Source organism: Mycobacterium sp. KBS0706 (assembly GCF_005938675.2).
Classification (GTDB): domain Bacteria; phylum Pseudomonadota; class Alphaproteobacteria; order DSM-16000; family Inquilinaceae; genus Inquilinus.
Genome location: NZ_VCCH02000054.1, coordinates 30,407 through 57,099 on the forward strand (window position 1 = coordinate 30,407; position 26,693 = coordinate 57,099).

At 69.8% G+C, this 26,693-nt stretch carries 24 protein-coding genes; 10 read left to right on the top strand and 14 right to left on the bottom strand.

Annotated features, from left to right (window positions below):
• The 3 genes from FFK22_RS25810 (at position 1) to FFK22_RS25820 (ending at position 2,401) form a co-directional block, all read left to right on the top strand.
• Positions 1-792: a phytanoyl-CoA dioxygenase family protein gene (locus FFK22_RS25810; protein WP_138888262.1), complete on the top strand. Its 792-nt coding sequence runs from the start codon at positions 1-3 to the stop codon at positions 790-792.
• Between the two features lie 168 nt (positions 793-960).
• A complete protein-coding gene (locus FFK22_RS25815; RefSeq protein WP_138888261.1) occupies positions 961-1,263 on the top strand; it encodes a pyrophosphatase in 303 nt (100 codons plus the stop codon).
• Positions 1,264-1,366: 103 nt separating this feature from the next.
• Entirely contained in the window at positions 1,367-2,401 is a 1,035-nt protein-coding gene (locus FFK22_RS25820; RefSeq protein ID WP_138888260.1) for an LLM class flavin-dependent oxidoreductase, read from the top strand.
• Here the strand turns inward: FFK22_RS25820 and hpnE are convergent.
• Positions 2,370-3,671: a hydroxysqualene dehydroxylase HpnE gene (hpnE, locus tag FFK22_RS25825; RefSeq protein WP_138888259.1), complete on the bottom strand. Its 1,302-nt coding sequence runs from the start codon at positions 3,669-3,671 to the stop codon at positions 2,370-2,372. The two genes, FFK22_RS25820 and hpnE, sit on opposite strands and share 32 nt — an antisense overlap.
• A complete protein-coding gene (locus FFK22_RS25830) occupies positions 3,668-5,413 on the bottom strand; it encodes a squalene/phytoene synthase family protein (protein WP_138888258.1) in 1,746 nt (581 codons plus the stop codon). Before FFK22_RS25830 ends, hpnE begins: the two co-directional genes overlap by 4 nt.
• Positions 5,414-5,666: 253 nt before the next feature.
• Between FFK22_RS25830 and hpnA the strand changes: the two genes are divergently transcribed.
• The 4 genes from hpnA to FFK22_RS25850 all read left to right on the top strand — a co-directional run bounded on the left by hpnA (position 5,667) and on the right by FFK22_RS25850 (position 10,723).
• Positions 5,667-6,662, top strand: a complete 996-nt coding sequence (gene hpnA / locus FFK22_RS25835; protein WP_138888257.1) for a hopanoid-associated sugar epimerase — start codon at positions 5,667-5,669, stop codon at positions 6,660-6,662.
• Positions 6,659-7,840: a glycosyltransferase gene (locus FFK22_RS25840; protein ID WP_138888256.1), complete on the top strand. Its 1,182-nt coding sequence runs from the start codon at positions 6,659-6,661 to the stop codon at positions 7,838-7,840. Before hpnA ends, FFK22_RS25840 begins: the two co-directional genes overlap by 4 nt.
• Positions 7,837-9,792, top strand: a complete 1,956-nt coding sequence (gene shc, locus FFK22_RS25845) for a squalene--hopene cyclase (RefSeq protein WP_138888255.1) — start codon at positions 7,837-7,839, stop codon at positions 9,790-9,792. Before FFK22_RS25840 ends, shc begins: the two co-directional genes overlap by 4 nt.
• Before the next feature lie 271 nt (positions 9,793-10,063).
• A complete protein-coding gene (locus FFK22_RS25850; RefSeq protein WP_186002646.1) occupies positions 10,064-10,723 on the top strand; it encodes a nucleoside phosphorylase in 660 nt (219 codons plus the stop codon).
• Here FFK22_RS25850 and hpnH read toward each other — a convergent pair.
• Together hpnH and ispH are read right to left on the bottom strand one after the other, a co-directional pair.
• Positions 10,673-11,824, bottom strand: a complete 1,152-nt coding sequence (gene hpnH / locus FFK22_RS25855; RefSeq protein WP_138888253.1) for an adenosyl-hopene transferase HpnH — start codon at positions 11,822-11,824, stop codon at positions 10,673-10,675. The genes FFK22_RS25850 and hpnH overlap by 51 nt on opposite strands.
• A gap of 49 nt (positions 11,825-11,873) precedes the next feature.
• Positions 11,874-12,812: a 4-hydroxy-3-methylbut-2-enyl diphosphate reductase gene (gene ispH, locus FFK22_RS25860; RefSeq protein WP_138888252.1), complete on the bottom strand. Its 939-nt coding sequence runs from the start codon at positions 12,810-12,812 to the stop codon at positions 11,874-11,876.
• A gap of 307 nt (positions 12,813-13,119) precedes the next feature.
• Between ispH and FFK22_RS25865 the strand changes: the two genes are divergently transcribed.
• Complete coding sequence (locus tag FFK22_RS25865) at positions 13,120-13,737, top strand: ABC transporter substrate-binding protein (protein WP_186002647.1); 618 nt, start codon at positions 13,120-13,122, stop codon at positions 13,735-13,737.
• A 42-nt stretch (positions 13,738-13,779) separates the two neighbouring features.
• Here the strand turns inward: FFK22_RS25865 and FFK22_RS25870 are convergent, their stop codons facing one another.
• The 8 genes from FFK22_RS25870 to FFK22_RS25905 form a co-directional block, all read right to left on the bottom strand.
• Positions 13,780-14,589, bottom strand: a complete 810-nt coding sequence (locus FFK22_RS25870) for a VacJ family lipoprotein (protein WP_221938853.1) — start codon at positions 14,587-14,589, stop codon at positions 13,780-13,782.
• Between the two features lie 341 nt (positions 14,590-14,930).
• A complete protein-coding gene (locus FFK22_RS25875) occupies positions 14,931-17,552 on the bottom strand; it encodes an MMPL family transporter (protein ID WP_186002648.1) in 2,622 nt (873 codons plus the stop codon).
• Between the two features lie 96 nt (positions 17,553-17,648).
• On the bottom strand, positions 17,649-18,818 hold the full coding sequence (locus tag FFK22_RS25880; protein WP_186002649.1) for an MFS transporter: 1,170 nt from the start codon (positions 18,816-18,818) through the stop codon (positions 17,649-17,651).
• A gap of 10 nt (positions 18,819-18,828) precedes the next feature.
• Complete coding sequence (locus FFK22_RS25885) at positions 18,829-20,103, bottom strand: Gfo/Idh/MocA family protein (protein ID WP_138888247.1); 1,275 nt, start codon at positions 20,101-20,103, stop codon at positions 18,829-18,831.
• A 41-nt stretch (positions 20,104-20,144) separates the two neighbouring features.
• The gene (locus FFK22_RS25890) at positions 20,145-20,981 is read right to left on the bottom strand and encodes a carbohydrate ABC transporter permease (RefSeq protein WP_138888246.1); all 837 of its coding nucleotides are present in this window, start codon (positions 20,979-20,981) and stop codon (positions 20,145-20,147) included.
• A complete protein-coding gene (locus FFK22_RS25895; RefSeq protein WP_138888245.1) occupies positions 20,978-21,901 on the bottom strand; it encodes a carbohydrate ABC transporter permease in 924 nt (307 codons plus the stop codon). Before FFK22_RS25895 ends, FFK22_RS25890 begins: the two co-directional genes overlap by 4 nt.
• A gap of 4 nt (positions 21,902-21,905) precedes the next feature.
• The gene (locus tag FFK22_RS25900; protein ID WP_138888244.1) at positions 21,906-23,150 is read right to left on the bottom strand and encodes a sugar ABC transporter substrate-binding protein; all 1,245 of its coding nucleotides are present in this window, start codon (positions 23,148-23,150) and stop codon (positions 21,906-21,908) included.
• 59 nt (positions 23,151-23,209) lie between these two features.
• Entirely contained in the window at positions 23,210-24,355 is a 1,146-nt protein-coding gene (locus tag FFK22_RS25905) for an ROK family transcriptional regulator (protein ID WP_186002650.1), read from the bottom strand.
• A 219-nt stretch (positions 24,356-24,574) separates the two neighbouring features.
• Here FFK22_RS25905 and FFK22_RS25910 point away from each other — a divergent pair, with 219 nt between their 5' ends.
• Positions 24,575-25,270, top strand: a complete 696-nt coding sequence (locus tag FFK22_RS25910) for a glutathione S-transferase family protein (RefSeq protein WP_138888242.1) — start codon at positions 24,575-24,577, stop codon at positions 25,268-25,270.
• Here FFK22_RS25910 and FFK22_RS25915 read toward each other — a convergent pair.
• Complete coding sequence (locus tag FFK22_RS25915; protein ID WP_138888241.1) at positions 25,267-25,764, bottom strand: GNAT family N-acetyltransferase; 498 nt, start codon at positions 25,762-25,764, stop codon at positions 25,267-25,269. The two genes, FFK22_RS25910 and FFK22_RS25915, sit on opposite strands and share 4 nt — an antisense overlap.
• A 57-nt stretch (positions 25,765-25,821) precedes the next feature.
• Positions 25,822-26,355, bottom strand: coding sequence for a hypothetical protein (locus FFK22_RS25920; protein WP_221938854.1), 534 nt, complete (start codon positions 26,353-26,355; stop codon positions 25,822-25,824).
• A gap of 91 nt (positions 26,356-26,446) precedes the next feature.
• Between FFK22_RS25920 and FFK22_RS25925 the strand changes: the two genes are divergently transcribed.
• Positions 26,447-26,693: YafY family protein (locus FFK22_RS25925; RefSeq protein WP_143956873.1), on the top strand; the 247-nt coding region annotated here is incomplete at its 3' end.

Consider the following 26,693-nt stretch of genomic DNA (forward strand, 5'->3'; position numbering starts at 1 on the left):
ATGCCCGACTCCGTGACCCCCGCCGACGCCAAGGCCGGCCCGCTTTCGGCGGAAGACTTGGCGGCCTATGCGCGCACCGGCTGGGTCGCCGCCCGCGGCTTCTTCGACGCTGCCGAGACCGCGGCGATCACGCGCTGGACCGAGGAGCTCAGCGCCATGCCCGAGGAGCCGGGCAAGCACATGGTCTATTACGAGCCGAGCCTGCTCGACCCGAGCAAGCGGGTGGTGCAGCGGATCGAGAATTTCTGCCCTTACCATGCCCAGTTCGACGGGCTGGTCCGGTACGGCCGGCTGTTCCAGGCGGTGGAGCAGCTGCTGGAGGCTCCGTCCTGCCTCTACAAGGAGAAGATCAACTTCAAGATGGCGGGCGGCGCCGGCTTCGAGCCGCACCAGGACCAGCAGGCCGGCTGGTCGCGCTATGCGCCGATCTTCCTGACCGTGATGGTCTCGGTCGACCGCGCCACGGTCGAGAATGGCTGCCTGGAGATGGCCGACATGCCGCGCCTGACCGGGCTGATCGGCGAGGAATGGAAGCCGCTGACCGACGAGCAGATGGCCAGCTTCAAGCTGGTGCCGGTGCCGACCGAGCCGGGCGACGTGCTGTTCTTCGACAGCTACGCCCCGCATGCGTCGAAGCCGAACCTGACCGATGCGGCGCGGCGGATCCTGTACCTGACCTACAACCGCTTGGCCGATGGCGACCACCGTGAGCGCTACTTCGCCGAGAAGCGCGCCAACTTCCCGCCCGACATCGAGCGGCAGCCGGGCAAGGAGTACAAGTTCCGGGTGTGATGCCCGTCCCGGCTTCCCTGTTCTGTCATTGCCGGGCTTGACCCGGCAATCCAGAGAGCGTCGATATTTTCTGGATGCCCGGGTCAAGCCCGGGCATGACAATGAGGGGGATTCGAGCGCTGAGGCAGGCCCCCAAGTCGCCGCACAAATCTCCGCCCGAGGTTCCCCATGCTCGATCGCCTGAAGGATCAGTTCGAGGACGCGTCCTGCCGCTATGCCGAGGCCAACGGGCTGCGGCGCGACCCCGACTGGTTCCTGCTCAAGCTGCAGGAGGAGCTGGGCGAGCTGACCCAGGTCTCGAACAAGCTGACCGGCCGCGGCCGGACGCATGGCCGGTCCGAGGTGGAGCTGCGGCAGGCGCTGGCCGACGAGACCGCCGACATGCTCGGTCACATCCTGCTGTTCGCGCGGGCGAACGGGATCGACCTGGCTGCGGCGGTCGAACGGAAATGGCGCTTCCGGCCGGACTGAAGGGTTCCGCTGATAGGACAGTCTGTTTCCCATCAGGGACGTTGATCGTCCGAGGGTGGTGGCCATCTCTGCGATGACCTCACTTCGCGATCCAGAGACCATCATGGCCCAGCCTCTCGAATTCGGACTCGACACCTTCGGCGACGTGACCACCGGGCCGGACGGCGCCCCGCTGCCGCACGCCCAGGTGCTGCGGAACGTGGTCGAGGAAGCCGTGCTGGCCGACCAGCTCGGCATCGGCTTCTTTGGCGTCGGCGAGCATCACCGCGCCGATTTCGCGGTCTCCGCGCCCGAGGTGCTGCTGGCGGCGATCGCCGGCCGCACGACGCAGATCCATCTCGGCTCGGCCGTCACCGTGCTCAGCTCCGACGACCCGATCCGCGTGTTCCAGCGCTTCTCGACCTTGGACGCAGCGTCGAAGGGCCGGGCGGAGGTGATCCTCGGCCGCGGCTCCTTCACCGAATCCTTCCCGCTGTTCGGCTTTGAGCTCAGCGACTACGAGACGCTGTTCGAGGAGAAGCTGGACCTGTTCGCGGCGCTGCTGAAGCAGGAGCCGGTGAGCTGGCAGGGCAGCACCCGGCCGCCGCTGCGCAACCAGAGCGTCTTCCCGCCGGTCGAGGGCGAGCGCCGGCTGAAGACCTGGATCGGCGTCGGCGGCAGCCCGGAATCGGTGGTCCGCGCCGCGCGCTACGACCTGCCGTTGATGCTGGCCATCATCGGCGGCGACCCGAAGCGCTTCCGCCCCTATGTCGACCTCTACCACCGTGCCTTCGAACAGCTGGGCCGGCCGGTGCTTCCGATCGGCGTCCATTCGCCGGGCTATGTCGCTGACACCGACGCCCAGGCGCACGAGGAGCTGTTCGCCGATTACAAGCGGATGCGCGACAAGATCGGGGCAGAGCGCGGCTGGCCGCCGATGGGGCAGGGCGAGTTCGAGCGCGAGGCCGAGCACGGCTCGCTTTATGTCGGGTCGCCCGAGACCGTGGCGCGCAAGATCGCCTCCACCGTCACCGCGCTCGGCGCCGCGCGCTTCCAGATGAAGTACAGCGCCGGGCCGCTGCCGCACGACAAGCTGATGCGCAGCATCGAGCTCTACGGCAGCAAGGTCATGCCGCTCGTCCGCGAGATGCTGGCTTGACCTTGCCTTTCCGCGCCGGCCCAGGGGATGCCCCGGCGGCGCGGACATGGTCGGCGGCGCGGAAGCCGGACAAGAGGCTGCCCTCGATCGTCGCCGGCAGCCCGGTCGCGGTCCAGTCGCCGGCCAGCCAGAGATTGGGGTAGGGCGTCGGGCAGCCCGGCCGCCGGGCCTCGTCGGCCGGGCTCTGGCGGATCGTCGCCCGCTTCTCCTTGATGATGCGATAGGCGGGCAGGGGGCCGGCCAGGTCCGGGAAGGCCCGGACCACATCGGCCCACAGCAGCGACGCCAGCTCCTCCGCCGGCGCGTCGACCAGGCCGCGGGCGGCGCTGACCGTGGTGCTGGCGATGCCAGGGCGGCGGAACACCCAATGGGCGGTGCCGCCGACGATGCCGGCGATGTCGTGCGGCTCCTCGGCGAGAGGGATGGCGAAGTGGCCGTTGACGATCGGCTCGTCCGTCTCCGGCGGCGTCAACCCCGGTACCAGCCGCGCCGCGATCGCCGGCGGCACCGCCAGGATGATCTGGTCATCCGGCGCCAGGGGCAGGGTGCCCTGGTCCAGCTCCAGCGCGATGATGCGGCCTTCCTCGAACTCCAGCGCCTTGACCCGCATGCCGGTCCGGACCGTCACGCGGTGCCGGTGCAGGAAGTCCAGCGCCGGGTTGATGAAGGTGTCGGCCAGGTCGGTGCGGGCGATCAGCGGGATGGTCTGGGCGCCGCCCTTGGCCAGGGTCTGCTCCACCACCGCCCACAGGCCGCGGGCCGAGGCCTCGTCGGCCGGGGTGTTGAGGGCGGAGACGGCCAGAGGCTCGATCAGGCAGCGATACAGCTCGCCCGGCGGCACCATGCCGGCCACGGTGTCCTCCGGCCCGGCCTTGGACAGCCGGCGCAGCGCCAGGTAGTCGCGCGGGCGCGTGCCGGGCACTCGGCGCCGGGCCAGCAGCACCCACCAGGGCAGCCGGCCGCGGTTCGGCCGCACGGTGAATTCGCGGTTACGCTCCAGGTCGACGAAGCGGAAGCCGGGCCGGGCCGGTGCCGCCAGCCGGTCACGGGCGCCGATCAGGTCGAGATAGCGCCGGACATTGCGATTGCCCGACAGCACCAGGTGGTTGCCGTTGTCGATCACCCGGTCCAGCGCCGGCTCGTGGAAGGCGCGGCAGCGGCCGCCGGGCCGGGGCGTGGCCTCGTACACCACCGCCGGGACGCCGGTGCGGGCAAGTTCGACCGCGGCGGCGAGGCCGGCCAGCCCGCCGCCGATGACATGGACGGTCATTTCAGCAGGACCGAGAGCAGGATGCCGATCTTCTCACGCTTCGACAGGCGCGGCCGCACCGACCGGTCGGCATAGCCGCGGGCCTGCAGCATCTCGAAGATCCGGCGATAGCTGCGCTGCATGATCAGCGCCGCCTTCATCCGCTTCTCCGTCCCGGCCGGCATCAGCCCGGGCAGGGCGGCGTAGAGCGGCTGGATCTCGGCCGCCAGCCGGGCGCAGACCGTGGCGATGCGCGGGTCGGCGGCGATGGCCGGGATCGGCGCGTCGGTCGGGATCCCGGCCTCGCGCAGCCAGCTCTCCGGCAGGTACAGTCGGCCCAGCCCGGCATCCTCGTCGACGTCGCGCAGGATGTTGGTCAGCTGCAGCGCCTCGCCCTGGGCCACGGCGAAGGCCTCGCTGGCCTGGTCCGGGCAGCCGAAGATCTTGACCGCCATGACGCCGACGGTGCCGGCGACGCAGCGGGCGTAATGCGCCAGCCCGGCGCGATCGGCGATCCGCACCTCGGCGGCGGCGTCGATGGTCATGCCGTCCAGCATGCCGTCGAACTCGGCGCGCGGCAGGCCGAAGCGGCGGATCGCCCAGATCAGCTCGCGGTCCAGCGGGTCACCGCCCCCATTGGCGCCCTGGGGCCCGGCGAAGATCCGGTCCAGCCGCTCCCGCCACGCCTGCAGGTCGGCGGTCTTCTCCGCCGCCGACGCACTGGAATCGGCGATGTCGTCGACCTGCCGGCAGAAGCCGTAGACGGCGTAGATGGCGCGGCGGCCATCGGCCGGCAGGATGCGCATGCCGGACGCGAAGGAGGATTTGGCGCGGAACACCGCCATCCGCACCAGCGCCGCATCGTCCAGCGGCCTGGCGCCGAAGGCCATGACGGAGAGGCCGGGGCGAAGCGCGCAGGCGAAATCCGGCTTGCTCAGCGCCACCCGGGCCAGGATCGGGTCGCCCTGGCGCAGCCGGCCCGCCAGGCGTCGGGCCAGCCACAGCATGACGCTGACCTCCGCCGCCAGCGGCCGCGAGGTCAGCTGGCCGGGCAGGGTGCTGGCGGTGTCGAGCATGGCGTCGACCAGGTCGAGGCAACGGTCGAGCACCGGCCGGCGCAGCGCGGCCTGGTCCGGGGTGAAGAAGCGGTCGACGCCGCCGGCCGCCTCGATCCAGTCGATCGGCACATAGATCCGGCGCAGCTTGCGCCAATCGTCGCCGCAATCCTGCAGGTGGTTCAGGATCTGCAGCACCGTGCACAGCGCGTCGCCGGCCGGGAAGGTCGATTCGGCCTGGCCGTGCAGCCGCAGCAGGTAGCGCCCGACCGGGTTGGCCGAATAGCGGCAATAGTCGATCAGGTCGTCCCACGTCCGGCAACTGCGGTTCTCGGAATCGCGGCGGAAGGCGACCAGCAGGTCGCGGCAGTCGACCAGGCCGACGCCGGTGGCGGCGATCGAGGCGCGCATCCGGTCGGCAGCCTCCGGCCCCCCGTGGAGCAGCCCTGCCTCTAGCGCGTCTAGCCGGGCGAGCTTTTCGGCCGTCGGCAGGGCAGGGTCGTCGCCGATATCGTCGGCGGCGCGGGCGAAGCGGTAGAAGGTGGCGATGTGCGGCCGGTGGCGTTTCGGCAGCAGCCACGACCCGACCGGGAAGTTCTCCTGGCCCGAGGTCTTCGACGCCGGCAGCTCGACGGCGTCCGCGCGGGAGGACGGGGCGCCGGCGGGCGGGGAAGAGTCGACGATGGCTCGGTCGGCCGGCACGGTCATGATCGCCTGTCTTGCCTCGGCCAGGGCGCTCGGAAACGGGGGTTCGGCGGCGGTTCCGCCGCACGGCCCTGGACGGGGCCACCAGACCGCAGAGCCCCCTGAATTGTCAAGGCAAACGCCGATGACGAAGGGCCGCACGCAGGGGTGACTTACGGCTTTTTCGGTTGCGGTCGCCGGTCCGGTTCGACAGTGTCGCCGCCATGATGACAATGCCGCGACAGGCCAAGCTTCCGGCAGATCCCCGCGGGGACGAATGAGCGAGATCGCCCTCGTCACCGGGGCCACCGGCTTCGTCGGCTCGGCCGTGGCCCGCGCGCTGCTGGCCGAAGGCCATCGGGTCAAGGCGCTGGTGCGCCCGAACAGCGATCGCCGCAACCTGGCCGGGCTCGACGCCGAGCCGGTGACCGGCGACCTCGACGACCCGGCCTCGCTGGCGCCGGCGCTGAAGGGCTGCACCGCGCTGTTCCATGTCGCGGCCGACTATCGGCTGTGGGTCCGGAACCCGAAGGCGATGCTGCGCACCAATGTCGCGGGCACTGCGGCGATCCTGCGCGCCGCCGCTATGGCTGGAGTTGGCCGCGCCGTCTACACCTCGAGCGTCGCGACGCTCGGCCATCACGCCGATGGCCGGCCGGCGGACGAGACCACGATCGCGACCGAAGGCCAGATGATCGGTCTCTACAAGCGCTCCAAATTCCTGGCCGAGGATGCGGCGCGCGAGGCGGCGGCCGCGACTGGGCTGCCGGTGGTGATCGTCAACCCCTCCACCCCGATCGGGCCGCGCGACGTCAAGCCGACCCCGACCGGGCGGATCATCGTCGAAGCCGCGACCGGCCGCATCCCGGCCTTCGTCGACACCGGGCTGAACCTGGTCCATGTCGACGATGTCGCCCAGGGTCACCTCTCCGCCTTCGCCCGCGGCGTGCCGGGCGAGCGCTACATCCTGGGCGGCGAGGATTTCGCGCTCTCCGCCATCCTGGCCGAGATCGCCGGCCTGGTCGGCCGCAAGGCGCCGAAGATCCGGCTGCCGCTGGGGCCGATCTGGCCGGTGGCGCTGGCGGCGGAGACGGTGTCGCGCTTCACCGGCAAGGAACCGATGGTGACGCGCGACGCGCTGCGCATGGCGCGCAAGACCATGTACTTCTCCTCGGACAAGGCCCGGGGCGCGCTGGACTACCGGCCGCGGCCGGCACGGCAGGCCCTGGTCGATGCGCTCGACTGGTTCCGGGCCAATGGCTACCTGACATGATCGGCCTGATCCTCGCTTTCGCGAGTCTCGCCGCGTGGCTCAAGCTGTGGCTGGCCCAGGGCCGGTTCTGGGAGACCGCGACCGCACCCGCCGCGCCGCCGCCGGCCGAATGGCCCGGCGTGGTCGTGGTGATCCCGGCGCGCAACGAGGCCGAGGGCATCGGCGCCGCGGTCGGCTCGCATCTGCGCCAGGCCTATCCGGGGCGGCTGCAGGTGGTGGTGGTCGACGACCAGTCGACCGACGGCACTGCCGATCTCGCCCGGGCCGCGGCGGAGGCGGCGGGCGCGCCCGACCGCCTGACCGTGATCTCCGGCGCGCCGCTGCCGCCCGGCTGGGTCGGCAAGATGTGGGCGGTGTCGCAGGGCATCGCGGCGGCGGAGCGGGCCGACCCCGAGGCGCGCTGGATCCTGCTGACCGACGGCGACATCGTCCACCGGCCGGCCAACGTGGCGCAGCTGGTGGCGCGCGGCGAGGCCGATGGGCTCGAGCTGGTGTCGCTGATGGTGCGGCTGCGCTGCCTCGACTTCGCCGAGCGCTGGCTGGTGCCGCCCTTCGTCTTCTTCTTCAAGATGCTGTACCCCTTCGCCTGGGTGAACCGGTCGGACAAGGCCACCGCGGGCGCGGCCGGCGGCTGCATGCTGGTGCGGCGCGAGGCCCTGGCTCGGATCGGCGGCATCGCCGCCATCCGCGACGCGCTGATCGACGACTGCACCCTGGCGGCGGCGCTCAAGCGCGACGGCCGGATCCGGCTCGACCTCACCGACGAGGCGGAGAGCCTGCGCGTCTATGGCGATGTCGGCGAGATCTGGCGCATGGTCGCCCGCACCGCCTACACCCAGCTGCGCTATTCGCCCTGGCTGCTGCTCGGCACCGTCGCCGGCCTGATCGTCACCTATGTCGCGCCGCCGGCCCTGACGATCCTGGGGGAGGGGGCGGCGCGCTATGTCGCCCTGGCCGCCTGGGCGATCATGATCGGCATCTACGTGCCGATGCTGCGCTTCTACCGGCGCTCGCCGCTGTGGGCGCCCTTCCTGCCGCTTGCCGCGGTGGTGTATCTCGGCGCCACCATCGATTCGGCGCGGCGCCACTGGGCCGGTGTCGGCGGGGCCTGGAAGGGCCGCGTCTACGACCAGCCCGGCGCCTCCCTGTCCCGTCAGCCGTCAGATCCGTCCCCATGACCATCTCCAGCCCTTCCTTCCAGAGCGAAGACCTCGCCGGGCCTACCCGCGCCAGCCTCGACGATGCGATCGGCCGCGGCGTCGGCGGGCTGCTCGGCCTGCAGCGTGAGGACGGCCACTGGGCCTTCATCCTGGAGGCCGACGCCACCATCCCGGCCGAGTACATCCTGCTGAAGCACTTCCTCGGCGTGGTCGACCGGGAGAAGGAGGCGCTGCTGGCAACCTATATCCGCAGCATCCAGTCGAAGGTGCATGACGGCTGGCCGCTATGGCATGACGGCCCGCTCAACATCAGCGCCAGCGTGAAGGCCTATTTCGCGCTGAAGGCGGCGGGCGACGACCCGGACGCGCCACATATGGCCCGCGCCCGCGCCGCCATTCTGGCCGCCGGCGGCGCCGCGCGCTCCAACGTCTTCACCCGCATCCTGTTGGCGCTGTTCGAGCAGGTGCCGTGGCGCGCCGTGCCGGTGATGCCGGTGCAGATCATGGTGCTGCCGTCCTGGTTCCCGTTCCAGCTCAACAAGGTGTCGTATTGGAGCCGCACGGTGATCGTGCCGCTCTTGGTGATCATGGCGAAGAAGCCGCGTCCGGTGAATCCCGGGGCGCTGTCGATCCAGGAGCTGATGGTCGAGCCGCCGGAGCAGGTGAAGAACTGGCATGTCCATGTCGACGGCACTTTCTGGGGCCGGTTCTTCCGTCGCCTGGATGGCGTGCTGCGGCCGATCGAGCTGTTCTTCCCGCGCCGGCAGAAATCGATTGAGAAGGCGGTCGCTTTCGTCACCGAGAGGCTGAACGGCGAGGACGGGCTGGGCGCGATCTACCCGGCCATGGCCAATTCCGTGATGATGTTCAAATGCCTCGGCTATGCAGACGACCATCCGGACCTGAAGATCGCCTGGGCCTCGGTGGAAAAGCTGGTCGACACGGTCGACGGCGTGACTTACGCGCAGCCCTGCCTGTCGCCGGTCTGGGACACGGCGCTGACCGCGCATGCGCTGCTGGAATCCGACGACCCTGAGGCGGTGGCCCGGGCGAAGCGGGGGCTCGACTGGCTGGTGCCGCGCCAGGTGCTGGACGTCAAGGGCGACTGGGCCGAGCGCCGGCCCGACGTGCGGCCGGGCGGCTGGGCCTTCCAGTACAACAACGCGCATTATCCGGACCTCGACGACACTGCGGTCGTGGTCATGGCCATGCACCGGGCCGACCCGGAGCGCTATCGCGAGGCGATCGACCGCGGCGTCGAATGGCTGCTCGGACTGCAGAGCAAGAATGGCGGCTGGGCGGCCTTCGAGGTCGACAACACCTATCACTACCTCAACCACATTCCCTTCGCCGACCATGGCGCGCTCTTGGACCCGCCGACCTCCGACGTGACGGCGCGCTGCCTCAGCATGCTGGGCCAGCTCGGCCGGCGCATCGACGACCCGGCGGTGGCGCGCGGCGTGGAGTTCCTGCGCCAGGAGCAGGAGCGTGACGGTTCCTGGTTCGGGCGCTGGGGCACCAACTACATCTACGGCACCTGGTCGGTGCTATGCGCCTTGAATGCGATCGCGATGGACCCGCAGGACCCGATGATCCGCCGGGCCGTCGACTGGCTCGCGGCGCAGCAGCGCGAGGATGGCGGCTGGGGCGAAAGCGGCGACAGCTATTACGAGGGTAAGCCGGAGATGACGCCGGCCACCTCGACCGCGTCGCAGACCGCCTGGGCAGTGCTGGGGCTGATGGCAGTGGGCGAGGCGGGGCATCCGGCGGTCGAACGCGGCGTCGCCTGGCTGTCGGCGCATCAGCGCGCGGACGGGCTGTGGGACGAGCCGAGCTTCACCGCAGTCGGCTTCCCGCGCGTGTTCTACCTGCGCTACCACGGCTACCCGGCCTTCTTCCCGACCTGGGCCCTGTCCCGCTATCGCCGCCTGCGCGACAGCAACAGCGGCCGGGTCGAGGTCGGGATGTGAGAGACCACCCGGAATCGCGCCGGCGCGGCCACCTGACGGCTGGCGGGCTGTCTCTTCTGCAAGCAACTCAGCCCTCTTTAGTCCCCCCTCCCCTTGCGGGAGGGGGGCAGGGGGAGGGGGTTGTCGATCGAAAGGCGCCCACGCCTGAGCGGCGGAACGGATTATCTTTTGGGGCAGAATGCGCCGGTCTGCTTTGGCGGCACGAACCCCCTCCCCCTACCCCCCTCCCGCGAGGGGAGGGGGGACACACAAAAGAAACTGGGCCGTTCGCATGCTCGGCATCCTGACCGGACTGGCGCGGGAGGCGGAGATCGCGCGGCGGATCTCGCCGCTGGTCGCCTGCGCGGCCAGCGATCCGGCCCGGGCAGAGCAGCTGGCGCGAGACCTCGTCGGCAGCGGCGCCACAGCGCTGCTCAGCTTCGGCATCGCCGGCGGGTTGGCGCCGGAGCTGGCGACCGGGGCTTTGGTGATCGGCACAGCCGTGGCGACGGGCGCAGTGGCCTATCCTTGCGATCCGGACCTGGCGGCGCGGCTCGCAGCGGCCCTGCCGGGCGCCACTCGTGGGGATGTCTGGGGCGGCGACCTCATCGTCGACACCGCCGCGGCCAAGGCCCGGCTGTACCGCGATAGCGGCGCCGTCATCGTCGATCTGGAAAGCGCCGCGGTCGCGCAGGCCGCTACGGAAGCGGGGTTGCCCTTCGGCGTGCTGCGGGCCGTGGCCGACCCGGCGGCGCATGGCTTGCCGCCGGCGGCTCTGGTCGGCCTCGACAGCGAGGGACGCCCGGCGATCGGGCCGGTGCTGCGGGCTCTGGCCCGCAGCCCTGGTCAGCTGCCGGCGCTGATCCGCCTGGGGCGGCAGAGCAGCGCGGCGATGGCGGCGCTACTTGCCGCCGCCGGCGCCCTTGGCCGCGACCTTCGGGGTGTGCCGTAGCTTCTCCAGCGCCTTCTGGACGTGGGAGGAGAACACGAACTCGGCCGGGCGCTGCCGCTCAAGCGAGATCTCCGGCGCCATCGGCCCTTCGGTGCGGATGCCGCGCATGCCGACAATGAAGGCCTTCAGCGGGTTGCGGAACATGTCCTTCACCGCGCTGGCCTCATAGCCCGAATGCACCATGCAGTTGGCGCACTTCTCATAATTGCCGGTGCCGTACTTGTCCCAGTCCGTCTCCTCCATCAGCTCCTTGTAGGTCTGGGCGTAGCCCTCGCCGAGGAGGTAGCAGGGACGCTGCCAGCCGAAATAGGTGCGGGTCGGGTTGCCCCAGGGCGTGCAGTGGTACGTCTGGTTGCCGGCCAGGAAGTCGAGGAACATCGACGACTGGCTGAACGACCAGCGCTTGCCGCTGTCGCCGCGCTTGAAGATGTCGCGGAACAGCTGCTTGGTGGTCTGGCGGTTCAGGAAGTGCTGCTGGTCCGGCGCCCGCTCATAGGCGTAGCCGGGCGACACGGTGATGGCATCGACGCCCATCGCCTTGACGTCGTCGAAGAAGTTCGCGACGCGCTCGGGATCGGCGTTGTTGAACAGGGTGCAGTTGATGTTGACGCGGAAGCCGCGGGCCTTGGCGGCCTTGATCGCCTTCACCGCTCGGTCGTAGACGCCGTCCTGGCACACCGACCGGTCGTGGTCCTCGCGGTCGCCGTCGAGATGCACCGACCAGATCAGGAACGGGCTCGGCTTGTACTGATCGAGCTTCTTCTCCATCAGCAGCGCGTTGGTGCACAGATAGACGTATTTCTTGCGGTCGATGATGCCCTGCACCACCTCCGCCATCTCCTTGTGCAGCAGCGGCTCGCCGCCGGCGATCGAGACCACCGGCACCCCCGAATCATCCACCGCCTGCAGGCAGTCGGCCACCGACAGGCGCTGGTTCAGGATCTCGTCCGGGTAGTCGATCTTGCCGCAGCCGGCGCAGGCTAGGTTGCAGCGGAACAGCGGTTCCAGCATCAGAACCATCGGGTACCGCTTGGTGCCCATCAGGTGGTTCTTCAGAAGGTAAGCGCCGATACGGATCTGCTGTTGAAGCGGGATACCCATGGGGACCTTCGCAAAACTGTCGGCTGAAACCCGAGCCAAGCGACACTGCCTACTCGGCAGGCACCGGTGCGGTCAATTGGGATGGCAGGCGGAAACGGATATTCTCATCGACGCCCTGCAGCGTCGAGACCTCGACTTCGCCATAACGTCGCAGGGTCTCGACCAGCTCCTGCACCAGGCTGTCGGGGGCGGAGGCGCCGGCGGTGATGCCCACGGCCTCCTTGCCCGCCAGCCAGGCCGGATCCAGCGCCGAGGCGTCGTCGATCAGATAGCTCGGCACGCCGAGCTCGGCCCCGATCTCGCGCAGGCGGTTCGAGTTCGAGCTGTTGCGGGCGCCGATCACCAGCAGCACGTCGACCATTTGCGCCAGCTCGCGCACCGCCCCCTGGCGGTTCTGGGTGGCGTAGCAGATGTCCTTGGTGTCCGGCCCGACGATCGCCGGGAACTTCGCCGTCAGCGCGTCGATCACCGCCTTGGTATCGTCGACGCTGAGCGTGGTCTGGGTGATGTAGGAGACCCGCTCCGGATCCGGCACCTCGAGCGCCGCGACCTCCTCGACTGTCGAGATCAGGGTGACGCCGCCGGGGATCTGCCCGGTGGTGCCCTCGACCTCGGCATGGCCGGCATGGCCGATCAGGATGACGGTGCGGTCCTGCGCCGCGTATTTGCGGCCTTCGATATGCACCTTCGACACCAGCGGGCAGGTCGCATCGATCACCTGCAGCCCACGCTGTGCCGCATCGTTCTCCACCGATCGGGCGACGCCATGCGCGCTGAAGATCGTGATGCTGCCGGCCGGCACCTCGTCCAGCTCGTCGACGAAGCGGGCGCCCTTCGCCCGCAGGCTCTCGACCACGTGCCGGTTGTGCACGATCTCGTGCCGGACATAGACAGGCTGGCCATAGATCTCCAGCGCGCGCTCGACGATCTCGATCGCGCGCTCGACGCCGGCGCAAAAGCCTCGCGGCTGGGCCAAGATGATCCGCATTCCGCACCTTGATGTTCTGGCTGGGGCTAGGGATTCGCCAGAGTGAATCGCTCTCAATTTGGACCATACTACGCGCCAACTTTGCGTGTCACTAACGTGACCACGGCCGGGACGTGCAATAGGTTTCGATTGATCTTTATCAAAATGGCCGCATCGGCCGATGTGCTGGCCGTCACAGCCGAATTCCGACGCCGCGGCGGTCGGAACTTCTCGGCAAAGGAGCGGGTTGAGGACATCATGGGCCATTGTGCCGCGTCGCAAGCCGGTTGGCGGCGGACCCCAATGTTCCGAATCGGAAGAGACAACCATGCGCTCGCCTGACCTTCCCCGCCGTTTTGCCCTGGCCTTCGCACTGCTGTTGCCGTTGCCCTTCGTGGCGCCGGCGGCACAGGCCGCGGAGCCGCGCCAAGTGATCGAGACTCTCGACAGCGCCCTGCTCGATGTCATGAAGAACGCCGCCTCGCTGGGCTTCCAAGGGCGCTACCAGAAGCTCGCGCCGGTGCTCGACCAGACCTTCAACCTGCCGCTGATGGCGCGAATCTCCGTGGGTCCGGACTGGTCGACCCTGAGCGCGGCCCAGCAGCAGAAGGTGACGGACGCCTTCCGCCGCTTCAGCATCACCACCTATGCCGCCCGCTTCAACGGCTACAGCGGCGAGAGCTTCCAGGCCGAGGACGCCAAGCCGGTCAGCGGCGGCGACCAGGTGGTCAACACCAAGCTGGTGCGGCCGAATGCGGATCCGGTGCCACTGAACTATCGGCTGCGGGGGCCGAACTGGCAGATCATCGACATCTACCTGAACGGCACGATCAGCCAGCTCGCCAACTACCGGTCGGAATTCGGAGCAACCCTTCGCAGCGGCGGCGGTGACGCGCTGATCAAGCTGATCGAAGGCAAGATCGCCGAGCTGACGCCGAAGAAATAGGCTTCGATCGGGGCGGGAGCGCTGCTCCCGCCCGCCTGTCGATCAAGGAATATCCGGCAGCTGCGAGGCTGGGACGGCGCCGGCCGCAGCCGGGGCAGCCGCACCGCCGGCCGCCGCTGCTCCGGCGGGGTCGGTGTAGAGGTCGCCGCCCGACGGCGCCTGACCGCCGTCGAGCTCGGCCTGCCGGTACTGGCGGAACACGCTGCGCAGCGTCGCGTAGTAATCGACCGAGTTGCGCTCCAGTTCGTCCGTGGCGTCTACCGTGCGCGACCGCACATCGACCCCCTTGAACACGAACTGGCCGATGCTCGCCTCGGTCGGGATGTTGACGATGTAGCCCCAGGGGCTGCTGACCGAATCAACCGCGAAGCCGACGGCATCGCGCGGGTTGGAGGGGCCGAGCAGGGGCAGCATCAGGTATGGGCCGTCGCCGATGCCCCATTTGTACAGCGTGGCGCCGAAATCGCCGGCCTGCTGCCGGACCACGCCGCGCGGCGTGGCGACGTCGAAGAAGCCGCCGAGGCCGAAGGTCGAGTTCGCCATGAAGCGCAGCAACGTCTTGATGGCGGCGATCGGCTCGCCCTGCAGCACCTTGTTGAGGAAGACCACCGGCTCGCCGAAATTCTGCAGCGCGTTGTGCAGCCCGTCGCGGGCGAATTCCGGCACCGTGTCGCGATAGGCGATCGCCACCGGCCGGATGGCGTTCTTGTCGAGCGCCTGGTTGAAGTCGAAGATCGCCCGGTTCATCGGCTCGAGCGGATCGTTGATCCGGTCGAACTCCGCCCGCTGCGCCGGGTCGGTCGGCGGCGTGGCGCAGCCGCTCAGGGCGGTGGCGGCGATGAGCACGGCCATGCCGAGGGCGACAGGGCGAGAGGATGAGCGCAACGGCATGTCCGGTCCGATCCCGTAAGCAAACCGAAAGTCGGTGATCTAGCTTGGCACATTTCCGTTCGCGGCTCGGATCGACCCAACCCCGCGACGGGGAAGAAAGTTAGAATGCGAACAATATCCTGCGGCCTGTGCGGCAACAACCACCTGACGAAAAACTTTGTTCCCCTTCCGTCAGGCCGCATCTTGTTGGTCGCCGAGACCCGGGGCGCCAGCGGGGCCGCGGGAGCCGCGGCCCGGCGAGATTAGCCGCATCCGGCCGGGCCGTCACCGGTCCTGATCCGCATGCTCGGTGAAGCCTGGCTTCACGGTGGGGCTGGATGATGGCGCCGTGGTGGCGCGGGCGGCCCGAGCAGCGCCGGCATGAACACCAGCACGGAGAACAGGGTGAACAGCAGCTCGATCGTCAGCAGCTCACCCATGCCCGACGTGCCGGGATGGGGCGAGAGCCATAGGCTGCCGAAGGCCGAGGCCGTGGTCAGGGCGCTGAACACGATGGCGCGGGTGGTGCTGGACTGCAGCGGCTCGCCGCGCCGGGCGCGCCAGTTCACCACGAAGTAGATGTCGAAGGCGACGCCGACCCCGAGCAGCAGCGGCAGGGCGATGATGTTGGCGAAGTTGATCGGCATGCCGGTGACGACGGTGGTCGCCAGCGTCAGGAGCCCGGCCAGCAGCAGCGGCGTCAGCGCCAGCAGCACGTCGCGCAGCCGGCGCAGCGCGACCGCGAGCAGCAGCGCGATCATCACGGTCGCCAGGATGCCGGCGGTGATGAAGGCGTCGACGATGGTGCGGCTCGATTCCTGGATCGTCACCGCGGTGCCGGTGGCGTGCGGCGCGACCTTGCGGACGGCGTCGACGAATCGCTCCATGACGGCGTTGTCGACGGCATTGCCCTTGGGAAAGACGGTCAGCTTGGCCCGGCCGTCCGGCGCGACCCAGGTCTCCCTCAGCTCCTTCGGCAGGTCGGCCAAGGTGACCGGGCCGGCCGAGAGCAGCAGCCGCAGCCGGTCCAGCGTCGCCGGCAGCCCACCCAGCATCGCCTCGCCGACCCGCGTCAGCGTGGCGGCATCGGCCTTGGCCAAGCGGTCCAGCCCGTCGGCCAGGCGCCGCTCGGGGCTGTCCGGCTCCGGCCCGATCTCGCGCAGCGCTGCCGCGGTCTTGGTGGCGGCGGCACGGATCGCGGCGTCGGAGGGCGGATCCGCCGCCGCGGGGGTGTCCAGAACCGGGCCGACCAGCAGGGCGAGGTCGGACAGGATCGCCAGCTTGGCCTCCTGGTCGCCGGGCACGAAGCTGTTCAGCGACAGCACGGTATCGACCTCAGGCAGGGCCTGCAGCTTCGGCGTCAGCGCCGCCGCGGCCTCGACCGACGGGGTCAGGATGTCGATGGTGTTCGGAGTGGTCAGCGGATCCCGCATCAGCTCGAGCATCGTCGACGCCGCTTCGGAGCGCGGATCGACCAGGTTCAGCGGGTTGAAGTCGAAGGTCAGCCGCGGCATCAGCGCCAGCGACGCCAGTGCCAGCAGCGCACCGGCGGCCAGCACCCAGCGCCGGTACTTCAGCAGGAAATGATCGACCGGGGCCAGCGCCTGCCACCCGACCTCGCGCGGCTCGGCTCGCACCGGCAGCACCGCCAACAAGGCCGGCAGCAGCGTCAGGTTGAGCGTGACGGCGATCAGCATGCCGACGCCGGCGATCAGCCCGAGCTCGGAGACGCCGCGATAGTCGGTCGGGAGGAAGGCGAAGAAGCCACTGGCGGCGGACAGCGCGGCCAGGAACAGGGCGGCGCCGACGCGGCGGATGGCGGCGTTGGTGGCGGCGAAGATATTGGGGGCGGTGGTGCGCTTGGCTCGCACGGCGATGCAGAGCTGGACGCCGAAATCGACGGCGATGCCGACGAACAGTACAGCGAAAGCGACCGAGATCAGGTTCAGGGCACCCACGGCCAGCGCCGCGAAGGCCGCGGTCAGCAAGAGGCCGACGAACAGCGTGACCATGATCGCCCCGGTCATGGCGAAGGAGCGCAGGGCCAGCAGCAGCAGCCCCAGCACCAGCACCACCGACACCGTGGTCGACACGCCGATGCCTTCGCTGACGCTGGCGAACTGGTCGTCGTTGAGCGGGATGTTGCCGGTCTGCCGCACGGTAACGCCGTAATCCGGGGTCAGGTGCAGCTTCTCCGCCGTGGCGCGGACGAAGTCGGTGGCCTTCGCCCCCGGCTCGAGCGCGCCGTAGTCGAGCACCGGCTGCGCCAGCACGAAGCGCCGCAGCGCCCGCGGCGACGGCGGACCCGACGACAGCAGCGACTGCCAGGACAGCGGCTGCACCACATGCGCCGAGGTCAGGTTGGCATCGATCGTCGCCGCCATCCGGGTGAGCGCCGGCTGCACGCGCGACCGCGGCGCCTGTCCGCTCTCGACGCCTTGCAGAAACAGTTGGACGACGTTGAGCAGTCCGCGCAGCGTCGGGTCGGCCGCCAGGCCGGCGAGCAGCGGCTGGGCGGCGATGATGTCGTCCGCGGTCTGCTGCACCTCCTTCAACGGCAGGAGCAGGATGCCGTTCTTATCGAAGAAGGGCCCGCCATCCGGGCGGCGGACTGTCTTGAACAGCGACGGCTCCGCCGCCAGCGCCTTGGTCAGCTGCGTCGCCGCGGCTTCCGCCAGCTCCGGCGTCTTGCCGTCGATGACGATGGCCAGCAGGTTGGTGTTCTGCGGAAACGCCTTGTCGAGCGCGGCGTTGTCCTGCTGCCAGGGCAGGTCGGGGTCGATCAGCTTGCCGGTGTCGGTGTTGATCGACAGGCGGTGCATCACCACCAGCACGGCACAGACCGACAAAACCAGCGCGGCGCCGATCACCCACGGCGCGCGGCGCTGGCAGATGGCGCCCAGATAGACCAGGGCGCGGGTCGCGGACAGTTTGGAGGCAGGCACGCGGTCTGCTTTGCGATTATGGGAAGGGCAGGCGGGCGGGCGGAGTTGTATCCTGCTTCGCCGATGGGCGGAAGCGGTCCGGTGACCGCGGCAACACTATGGCGCGGGGCGGGCGACCCGGGTCAGGCCCAGCCAGGCCAGCGCCGCCGCGGCGATCGCGGCCATCAACAGCCAGGGATCGGCGCCGGTGACGCGCATGGCCCAGGGAATCAGCGCGGTGGTCCCGGCCAGGCCGACGAAGGTGGTCAGGAAGGCATAGCCGGCCTGGGCCATGTAGTGCAGCTCCGGCCGGATCCGGGTGCGGATCACGGTCTGTGCGGCCAGATAGGCGCCACCGAAGGTCATGGCGTGGCCGAACTGGCTGAGGATGATCAGCGGCAAAGACGGGTTGGTCGCCAGCAGCAGCCAGCGGCCGATCGCGACCACGCAGCACACCGCCAGCAGCGTCGCCGGCGGGATGGTCTCCAGCCGCCGGGCGGCGTAGCGGTAGACCACGATCTCGGCGGCGACCGCGGCGCCCCAGACGATGCCGGTGCTGCCCTTGGCGACGCCATGGTCGATCCACCAGATCGTGCCGAAGGAATAGTAGAAGGCGTGCGACGCCTGCAGCAGCAGGGCCGGCGCCAGCAGCGGCGCCGCCACCGCCAGGGCAGCGGCGGCGGCGCGCGGGTCGAGGCGCGGCGTCGGCGGCTGCCAGGTCGGGCCCAGCACCGACAGGCACAGGCACAGCAGCAGGCCGGCGGTGATGAAGGGCAGCAGCGCGGCGCCGTGGGGCAGGATCAGCAGCGCGCCCATGCCGACATTGCCGATCATGAAGGCGAAGGACCCCCAGGCCCGCATCCGGCCATAGCCATGGCCGCTGCGCAGGGTGACGGTGTTGGCGAAGCTCTCGATCAGCGGGATCGAGCCGTAGACGAGCCCGACCGCCAGCACCGACAGCAGGCCGATGGTGCCGGGGTCGGCGATCAGCGTGGCCGCGACCAGCACCAGCGCGGCGGCGAGCGCGGCGCCGGCGGCCACGCCGCCGGCCGGCAGCAGCAGGGTCGCGACCATGCCGAAGCCGAGGATGCAGACGGCGCGCAGGGCGAAGCCAGCGGCCATCGTCCAGCCGACCGCGTCGGCCGCGAGGCCGCTGGCCGCCAGCCACACCGGCAGATACGGAGTCAGGATGCCGCTGACCCCGTAATGCGCCGACAGGGCGGCCACGGCGCGCAGCCGGTCGTGATCCGGCCGCGTCCCGGCTCCGCCCGCCGAGCCGTCGCTCAAGATCGGCCCGTCACAGCCGGACCACGGTGCCGGTGCGGCGCGAGCGTTCGGCGGCGAAGGCCATGAAGTGGCTGTCCAGCGATTCTTCCAGCGAGGTCAGGGCGACATTCACCTGGCTGCGGCCGCGGCGCTGGATCTGCCGGCCCAGGAATTCGGCCATCAGCCGGTCGTCGCCGCCGGCATGGCCGCCATCCCCGGTCGCGGTCAGTCGGATGGTGGTGACGTCGTCGGTGCGGAAGTCGATCACCGTGATCTCGTTCTTCTCCAGATGCCCGGCGATCTCGCCATGCGTGCCCATCAGATGCAACGTCCGGGTGTTCTCGGCGGTGAAGGCGCTGACGTTCAGCGTGGCGCTGACGCCGTTGGCGAAGCGCATCGCCACCACCTGGTTGTCGACCACGTCGTTGTCGCAGCGATAGACGCAACGGCCATAGGGGCCTTCATGCAGCGCCGCGCGGATGCCGTCGGGCGAGGTGTCGAGGCTCAGCACCTTGTGCGGCCAGGCATCGGCCGGCTTGAACTTCTCCAGATAGATGCGCTGGGCGGAATAGGGGCAGACGCGCTCGACCTTGCAGCCCTCGTCGCAGCGGTCGGTCGACCCGTCGGGCGCGTTCTCGCGCCGGAAATGCGCCAGCGAGCCGTAGGAGGAGACCTCCTGGCACGGTGCCCCGGCCAGCCAGCGGATGATGTCCAGGTCGTGGCAGGTCTTGGCCAGGATCAGCGGGCTGGACTCCTCCTCGCGCCGCCAGTTGCCGCGCACGAAGCTGTGGGCGAAGTGCCAGTAGCCGATGTGCTCGGTCTGGCGCAGCGTCACCAGCCGGCCGATCACGCCACGGTCCAGGATCTCCTTGATGCGGGAGAAGAAGGCGGTGTAGCGCAGCACATGGGCGACGGTGACGTCGGCGCCGGTCTCCCGGGCCGCCTCGGCCAGGGTGCGGGTCTCCTCCTCGGTCGGCGAGATCGGCTTCTCCAGCAGGATCCCCAGGCCGCGGCGGATCGCGGCCAGCGCCGGCTCGAGATGCAGCGCGTCCGGGGTGGTGATCAGCACCGCATCCAGCTCGGTCTCACGCGCCAGCAGGTCGCGCCAGTCGGTATAGAGATGCTCGGACGCCAGGCCGTGCCGGGCGGCGGCGTCCTGCAGCCGGTCGGCCCGCGGGTCGGCGATGGCGACGATCCGCGCCTGGTCGGGACGGCGGCGGATATAGTCGCCATAGGCCTCGATGCCGCGGTTGCCGGCGCCAATCACGGCGACGCGGATCTGCTGGGATTTCAGGGATTTGGACATCGGTCTTGGCTTTCGGCTCGAACGATGGTTGAGAGCGAGGATTAACCTTTCACCGCGCCGGCGACCATGCCGCGGGTGAAGTGCTTCTGGACCAGGGCGAACAGGATGGCGGCGGGCAGGGTGGTGACGACGCCGGCGGCCATCAGATAGTCCCAGCGGATCACGTTCTCGCCGACGAAGCGGGTCAGGGCCAGGGTGACCGGCCATTTGCCGTCGTCGGTCAGCATCACCAGCGGGAAGATCAGGTCGCTCCAGGCATGAATGAAGGTGTAGATCGCGGTCATCGCCAGCCCCGGCCGCACCACCGGCAAGATGATGTGCCACAGGCTCTTCAGCCGCGAGCAGCCGTCGACCATCGCCGCCTCCTCGAGCTCACGCGGGATGCCCAGCAGGAAGCCGTGCAGCAGCCAGATCGCGATCGGCGTGGCCAAAGCGGTGTTGCACAGGATCACCGAGAGGTAGGTGTCGAGCAGACCGGCCGCGATCATGAATTCATAGAGCGGGAGGACGATGACGACCGGCGACAGCATCTGCGTCGCCAGCACCAGGAACAGCAGCGCGGTGCGGCCGGTGAAGCGGAACCGGGCCAGGCCGTAGGCGCCGAGGAAGCCGAAGCTGGTCGAGATGGCGGCGGCGGCGGCGGCGATGATCAAGCTGTTGCCCAGCGCCTCGATCACGCGGTACTGGCCGAACAGGGCGCGGGCGTAGTTGCCGAAATCCAGGCTGCGCGGCAGGAACTCCGGCGGCCAGACATAGAGCCGGTCATAGGGGGTGAAGGAGGTCTTCAGCATCACCCAGACCGGCAGCAGCAGGAAGCCGAGCAGCACGATCAGCGCACCGTGGCGGCCGATCTCGGGCAGCGTGCGGCGTGCCGTCATTCCTCGCCTCCCTTCAGCACGCGCCAGTACAGCAGCGACACCGACATCAGGATGACGAAGATCACGACGGCCATGGCCGAGGAGGTGCCGAAGTCGAAGCTGCCGAAGGCGGTCTCGTAGATCTGGATCGGCAGGGTGGCGGTGGCGCCAGCCGGGCCGCCCTTGGTCAACGGCCAGATCACCTGGAAGGAGTTGAAGGTCCAGACCGTCGACAGCAGCACGCAGGTCATCAACACCGGCCGCAGCAGCGGCAGGGTGATGCGGCGGAAGATCTGGACCGGGCCGGCGCCATCGATCCGCGCCGCCTCGATGGTGTCGTCGGGGATGCGCTGCAGCCCGGCCATCAGCGTCACCACCATGAACGGGATGCCCAGCCAGGCGTCGACCACCACGGTGGCGACGAAGGCCGTGGTCTCCTGGCCGAGGAACGAGATCGGCTCGCGGATCGCGCCGGTCACCAGCAGCACGGCGTTGATCCAGCCGGACTGGCCGTCCAGCACCCAGCGCCAGGAGATGGCGGCGATCACCGCCGGAGTCACCCAGGGCAGCAGCAACAGGGCCAGATAGACCTTGCGGCCGGGGAAGGGGCGCTGCAGCAGCAGCGCCCCGCCCAGGCCGATCAGCAGCTTCACCCCGACCGAGCAGGCGGTCCACACCACCGTCAGCTGCAGCGTCCGCAGGAAGGCCGGCTCCTGCACCAGCGCCAGGAAGTTCTCGGCACCGACGAAGTCGTTGCCCTCCCAGGGCGCGGTCAGCACCACATGGTGCACCGACTGCCAGAAGATGCGCAGGACGGGCAGGCCCAGCAGCGCCGCGATCAGCAGCAGCGGCAGCGCCAGATAGGGCCAGGGCGCCCGGTCCGGCGACCAGGGGCGGGTCCGAGTCGCCCGGCGCGGCGTGGCGGAGGCGAGCGCGACCACGGGGTCAGGCGCGCGGTTCGATGCGGGCCTTGCGGATCTTCTCCGCCGCCGCGTCCAGCGCCTCCTGCGGCGTCGCCTTGCCCAGGATCGCCGATTGCACCGCCTCGACCAGGATCTTCTCGAAGGGCTGCCAGGCCCTCGGCGTCGGCTGGGCGAAGCCGTTGGCCTTCATGGCGATGAAGGTCTGCCAGAACGGCGTCTTGAAGGTGTCCATCTGCTCTTCCTCCGCCAGCAGCGGCACCAGCCCGCTGGTCGCGTCCCACTTGGCGTGGATGTCGGGCTGCAGCAGATAGGCGACGAACTTGCCGGCCGCCTCGGGATGCTCGCTCTTGGCCGAGATGGCGAGGCTGTCGGAGACCAGCTCGCCCTTGCATTCCTTGCCGCAGGGCAGCGGCGCGACGGCGTAGGGGGCGGTCTTGTTGTCCGGGTCCAGGCCCATGATCGCCTTGCCCCAGGGGCCGCTGACCATCATCGCGATCTTGCCCTGGGCGAACAGCGGCGGGTGCTGCTCGCGGTTCAGCTCCAGCGGGTTGGGCACGACCTTGTCCTTCTGGAACAGGTCGACATAGAACTGCAGCGCGCCCACCGCCTCCGGGCTGTTGATCTTGGTCTCGCCTGACGAATCAAAGGCTTCGCCGCCGTTCTGGTAGACGAAGTTCAGGAACTGGCTGACCAGGGTGACATGCGCGGCCGCGGCGGTGGCGTAGCCATACATGCCGGGGTTCTTCTCGGTCACCGCCTTGGCCGTCGCCACCAGCTCGTCCCAGGTCTTGGGCGGGGTCGGGATCAGGTCGGTGCGGTAGTAGAGGGCCTGGGTCGAGAAGGCCATCGGGACGGCCATCTGCTTGCCGCCGAACTGGGCCGCGACGCGCACTGGCTCGGGGATCCGGCCCAGGGTCTCGGCGTCGACCAGCCCGTCCACCGGCTGGATCGCACCCATCATCGAGAACTCGGCGACGTTGCGGGTGCCGATATAGGCGACGTCGGCGGCACGGCCGGCGATGAAGTCGGTCGACAGCTTCTGGAACGCCTCGTCCCAGCCCACGCCCTCGACCTTCACGGTGATGTCCGGGTTCTTCTCCTGGAAGCCGGCGACGATCTCGCCCAGCAGCTTCTGGTTCCGCTCCTCGCTGGCGCCGGGGATGAAGAAGCGGATCTCGGTGGTCTCGGCCAGGGCCGGCCCGGCGAGGCCGGCGGCAATGGCGAGGACACAAAGGCTCGGCCCGAGCCGCATGCTGCGCAGGTTCATGTCTCACCTCCCGTGGCTGGCTGGTGTTGCTTGGCTTCGGACGCCCCGATACCGGAGGATCAGGGCGGGCGTCTCATCCCGCCCTGGCGCAAGAGAAGATCCAGGGCCAGGCCGACCGCGCCGCGCAGATAGCCGTCGCCCTCGTCGGGGCTGATGACGATCCCGGTGCGGCATTCGTCGAAATTGTAGCCATGGGCGCGGAAGCTCTCGTTCAGCGCCTTCAGCAGGTAGATGTTCAGCGCCGGCTGCGGCGCCCGGAACACGATCGCCTCCAGGTCGAACAGGTTGGCGACCTGGGCCAGGGCCTGGCCGATCCAGCGCCCGGCGCAGTCGAAGATCTCGATCGCCTCCGGGTCGCCCTGCGACGCGATATGGGCCAGGACGGCGATGTCGTCGGACAGGCCGCGCTTCAGCGCCTGGCGCGAGATGGCGGAGAGCGAGGCGAGAGAGGCCAGGCAGCCGCATTTGCCGCAGCGGCAGGCGGCGCCGGAATAAGGCGCCAGCGACAGGTGGCCGATCTCGCCGGCCTGGCCCTTGCCGCGATAGACGTCGCCATTGATCGAGATGCCGGAGCCGATCTCGTTCTGCAGGCTCACGACAGCGTAGTTCTCATAGGCCCGGGCCAGGCCCAGCATGCGCTCGGCGACGACGATGGCGTTGGACGGGGTCTCGGCCGCGACACCGATGCCGAAGGCATCCTGCAGCGCCGCTGTCAGGCGCTGGCCGGCGCCGATCACCTCGGCCCGGCGCGGCCCGACCTCGCCCAGCACCACGCCGCCGGCGGCCAGCGCGTCCCAGCCGGGGCCGCCCTTACGGCGCAGGCGGTCGAGCGCGTCGACCAGCGGTGACGGGTCGTCATTGGCCGGGGCGGGCAGGGGGATCGGGCTCTGGTTCGGCGTGCCGGCCAGGTCGGCGATCACCAGCTGTGCTGTGTCGGCGCCGAGATGCAGGCCCAGCAGCGTGCCGTAGTCCGGGTCGAGGTCCAGCATCATCCGCGGCCGGCCGCCGCCCGACGCCTTGGCGCCGGTCTCGCGCAGCAGGCCGTGGTCGATCAGGGTGCGGACCAGGGGAGTCATGGCCGAGGCGCTGAGGCCGAGCTCGCGCGCCGCCTCGATCCGGCTGGCACCGCCGCGGCGGTGGATCAGGCGCAGCAGCTCCGAGGCATCGCGCCCACGCAGATCCAGCTCTCCGGTGCCTCGCCCCATCTTGCCCCCGTTGGCCGCTCTTCGTTCGCGAGAGCGGCACCTGGTCAGACTCATATTTCAGGATGCCGGGTCGGGCAACCCGGATAATTTCCATTTCAGAAATAAGTCGGAGGCGCAATCGGGACGCCTTCGCATCGGCGCTCTGCGTCCGGGCGGGGTTGTTAACCTCGAGGCCGTGGTCGGAAGATGGCGGCCTGATTCCCCAAGCTGCGACTGACGATGCCCGACACCCTCACCCTCTACGAGCTGGCCGGCGCCGATGCCGCGCTGCGCTTCAGCCCGCATTGCTGGAAGACCCGCATGGCCCTGGCCCATAAGGGGCTGGAGGCCGACCGGTTGCCCTGGCGGTTCACCGAGAAGGAGGCGATCGCCTTCTCCGGCCAGGGGCTGGTGCCGGTGCTGGTGCATGACGGCGAGACCATCTCCGACTCCTGGCGCATCGCGCTGCATCTGGAGCAGCGCTTCCCCGACCGGCCGTCGCTGTTCGGCAGCGCCGAAGCCATTGCGCCGGCGCGCTTCGTCAACGACTGGGCCGACATGACCCTGTCCCCCGCGATCGCGCGCGTCATCCTGCTCGACATCCATGGCCGCCTGCACGACTGCGACCGCGACTATTTCCGCAGCTCGCGCGAGACCCGGTTCGGGCGGACGCTGGAGGAGGCAACCGCCGACCGGCCGGCGCATCTGGCCGCCTTCCGCCAGGCCCTGGCGCCGCTGCGGCGGACCCTGGCCAACACTCCGTTCATCGCCGGGCCGGCGCCGGCCTATGCCGATTACTGCGTGTTCGGCATGCTGATGTGGGCCCGCTGCACCAGCACGGTCGAGCTGCTGCAGCCCGACGACCCGGTCTTCGCCTGGCGCGACCGGCTGCTCGACGCCTTCGGCGGCATGGCCCGGGCGGCGCCCTGCGCCTAGGGCTCGGCGTCGAACGCCTGGTGGAACGTCACCGTCCCGCCCGGCACCTCGGCGCCGAAGGGCAGCACCAGGAAGTATTGGGGCGGGATGCCGGGCGACTGCAGCCGCGGATCGGCGGTGAAGCCGAAGCGGCCGTAGTAGCCTGGCGCGCCGGCCAGGACGCAGCCCTGGGCGCCGAGGGCGCGAATCCGGTCCAGCCCGGCGCGAATCAGGGCCCGGCCGGCGCCCTGTCCCTGCCGGTCCGGACGCACCGCCACGGGTCCGAGCCCGTACCAGTCCCGGATCGCGCCATCGATGGCGACGGGCGAGAAAGCGACCTGGCCGAGGATCTCGCCGTCCTCTTCCGCCACCAGCGCCACCGTCAGCGCCCCGGCGGCCCGCAGGGCGTCGAGGATCGCCGGCTCGCGGCCGTCGCTGTAGGGCCGGCCGCGGAAGGCGTCCTCGACCAGCTGCCGCACCACGGCGTCGTCCTTCGGCAACTGGTCCCTGATCAATCCGTCCTCCACCCCTCGACGAAGCCAGTATGGAGGAACCGGACGGTTGAGCCCAGATTACGGCCCGGTGCGCTCGAAGCGCATGATCCAGTTGGTCTCCCAGCTGGCGCCGCCATCGGTCGAGAAGGCCTGCTCCCAGCGCGCCGAATGGCCGGTGATCTCCGACCAGATGAAGCGCACCCGGATCGGCGTGCCCTCCCAGACATCGTCGCCGAAGAAGGTGCCCACGCCGTTCTCGAACCGGCCGCGCAGCGGCGCCTCGTCCATCTGCAGGGTGCGGCCGTCGAACCACCAGATCGACCACAGCTTCGACGCCGCGTCGAACAGGCGCAGCGTGGCGGCGCGATAGGTCCCGGCCGGCAGCTCCAGGATGTTGTCGTCGATCGTGCCCAGGCCGCCGATCAGCGCCCGCATCTCCGAGGCGCCGGCGAACTCGTCCCAATGGATGTCGCCGGCCAGGCGGCGGCGCAGCCGGCGGTGCGACACCGACCAGCGGCCGAACAGCGGGCCGAAATCGTCGCGGCGGTCGCCGGCCGAGTCCGGGACGCTGGGGTCGGTGCCGGGGGCGGGCTTGGCGAACAGCGCGGTCATCGGTCTCTCCGTCATGGAATGGCGATGCGACGGAGGATGCCGGCGCCCAGCTGACATCCAATGTCAGGATTTTTTCGGCTATGCTCGAACCATGCGCGCCAACCGCCTGCTGTCGATCCTGCTGCTGCTGCAGTCCCGCGGCCGCCTGACCGCCCAGGCGCTGGCGGCGGAGTTCGAGGTGTCGGTGCGCACCGTCTACCGCGACATCGACGAGCTCTCGGCCGCCGGGGTGCCGGTCTATGCCGATCGCGGTCCTGGCGGCGGCTTCGCGCTGCTGGACGGCTACCGCACCCGGCTGACCGGGATGACCGCAGGCGAGGCCGAGACCCTGCTGCTGG

Bases quoted from the DNA above. Each gene is read 5' to 3' on its own strand.
- hpnH (WP_138888253.1), bottom strand. From the start codon at position 11,824: ATGGGTATCCCGCTTCAACAGCAGATCCGTATCGGCGCTTACCTTCTG.
- FFK22_RS25900 (WP_138888244.1), bottom strand. From the start codon at position 23,150: ATGAACCTGCGCAGCATGCGGCTCGGGCCGAGCCTTTGTGTCCTCGCC.
- FFK22_RS25910 (WP_138888242.1), top strand. From the start codon at position 24,575: ATGCCCGACACCCTCACCCTCTACGAGCTGGCCGGCGCCGATGCCGCG.
- hpnE (WP_138888259.1), bottom strand. From the start codon at position 3,671: ATGACCGTCCATGTCATCGGCGGCGGGCTGGCCGGCCTCGCCGCCGCG.
- FFK22_RS25885 (WP_138888247.1), bottom strand. From the start codon at position 20,103: ATGTCCAAATCCCTGAAATCCCAGCAGATCCGCGTCGCCGTGATTGGC.
- ispH (WP_138888252.1), bottom strand. From the start codon at position 12,812: ATGCGGATCATCTTGGCCCAGCCGCGAGGCTTTTGCGCCGGCGTCGAG.
- FFK22_RS25840 (WP_138888256.1), top strand. From the start codon at position 6,659: ATGATCGGCCTGATCCTCGCTTTCGCGAGTCTCGCCGCGTGGCTCAAG.
- shc (WP_138888255.1), top strand. From the start codon at position 7,837: ATGACCATCTCCAGCCCTTCCTTCCAGAGCGAAGACCTCGCCGGGCCT.
- hpnA (WP_138888257.1), top strand. From the start codon at position 5,667: ATGAGCGAGATCGCCCTCGTCACCGGGGCCACCGGCTTCGTCGGCTCG.
- FFK22_RS25810 (WP_138888262.1), top strand. From the start codon at position 1: ATGCCCGACTCCGTGACCCCCGCCGACGCCAAGGCCGGCCCGCTTTCG.
- FFK22_RS25870 (WP_221938853.1), bottom strand. From the start codon at position 14,589: ATGGCCGTGCTCATCGCCGCCACCGCCCTGAGCGGCTGCGCCACGCCG.
- FFK22_RS25830 (WP_138888258.1), bottom strand. From the start codon at position 5,413: ATGACCGTGCCGGCCGACCGAGCCATCGTCGACTCTTCCCCGCCCGCC.
- FFK22_RS25820 (WP_138888260.1), top strand. From the start codon at position 1,367: ATGGCCCAGCCTCTCGAATTCGGACTCGACACCTTCGGCGACGTGACC.
- FFK22_RS25850 (WP_186002646.1), top strand. From the start codon at position 10,064: ATGCTCGGCATCCTGACCGGACTGGCGCGGGAGGCGGAGATCGCGCGG.
- FFK22_RS25865 (WP_186002647.1), top strand. From the start codon at position 13,120: ATGCGCTCGCCTGACCTTCCCCGCCGTTTTGCCCTGGCCTTCGCACTG.
- FFK22_RS25905 (WP_186002650.1), bottom strand. From the start codon at position 24,355: ATGGGGCGAGGCACCGGAGAGCTGGATCTGCGTGGGCGCGATGCCTCG.
- FFK22_RS25890 (WP_138888246.1), bottom strand. From the start codon at position 20,981: ATGACGGCACGCCGCACGCTGCCCGAGATCGGCCGCCACGGTGCGCTG.
- FFK22_RS25920 (WP_221938854.1), bottom strand. From the start codon at position 26,355: ATGACCGCGCTGTTCGCCAAGCCCGCCCCCGGCACCGACCCCAGCGTC.
- FFK22_RS25815 (WP_138888261.1), top strand. From the start codon at position 961: ATGCTCGATCGCCTGAAGGATCAGTTCGAGGACGCGTCCTGCCGCTAT.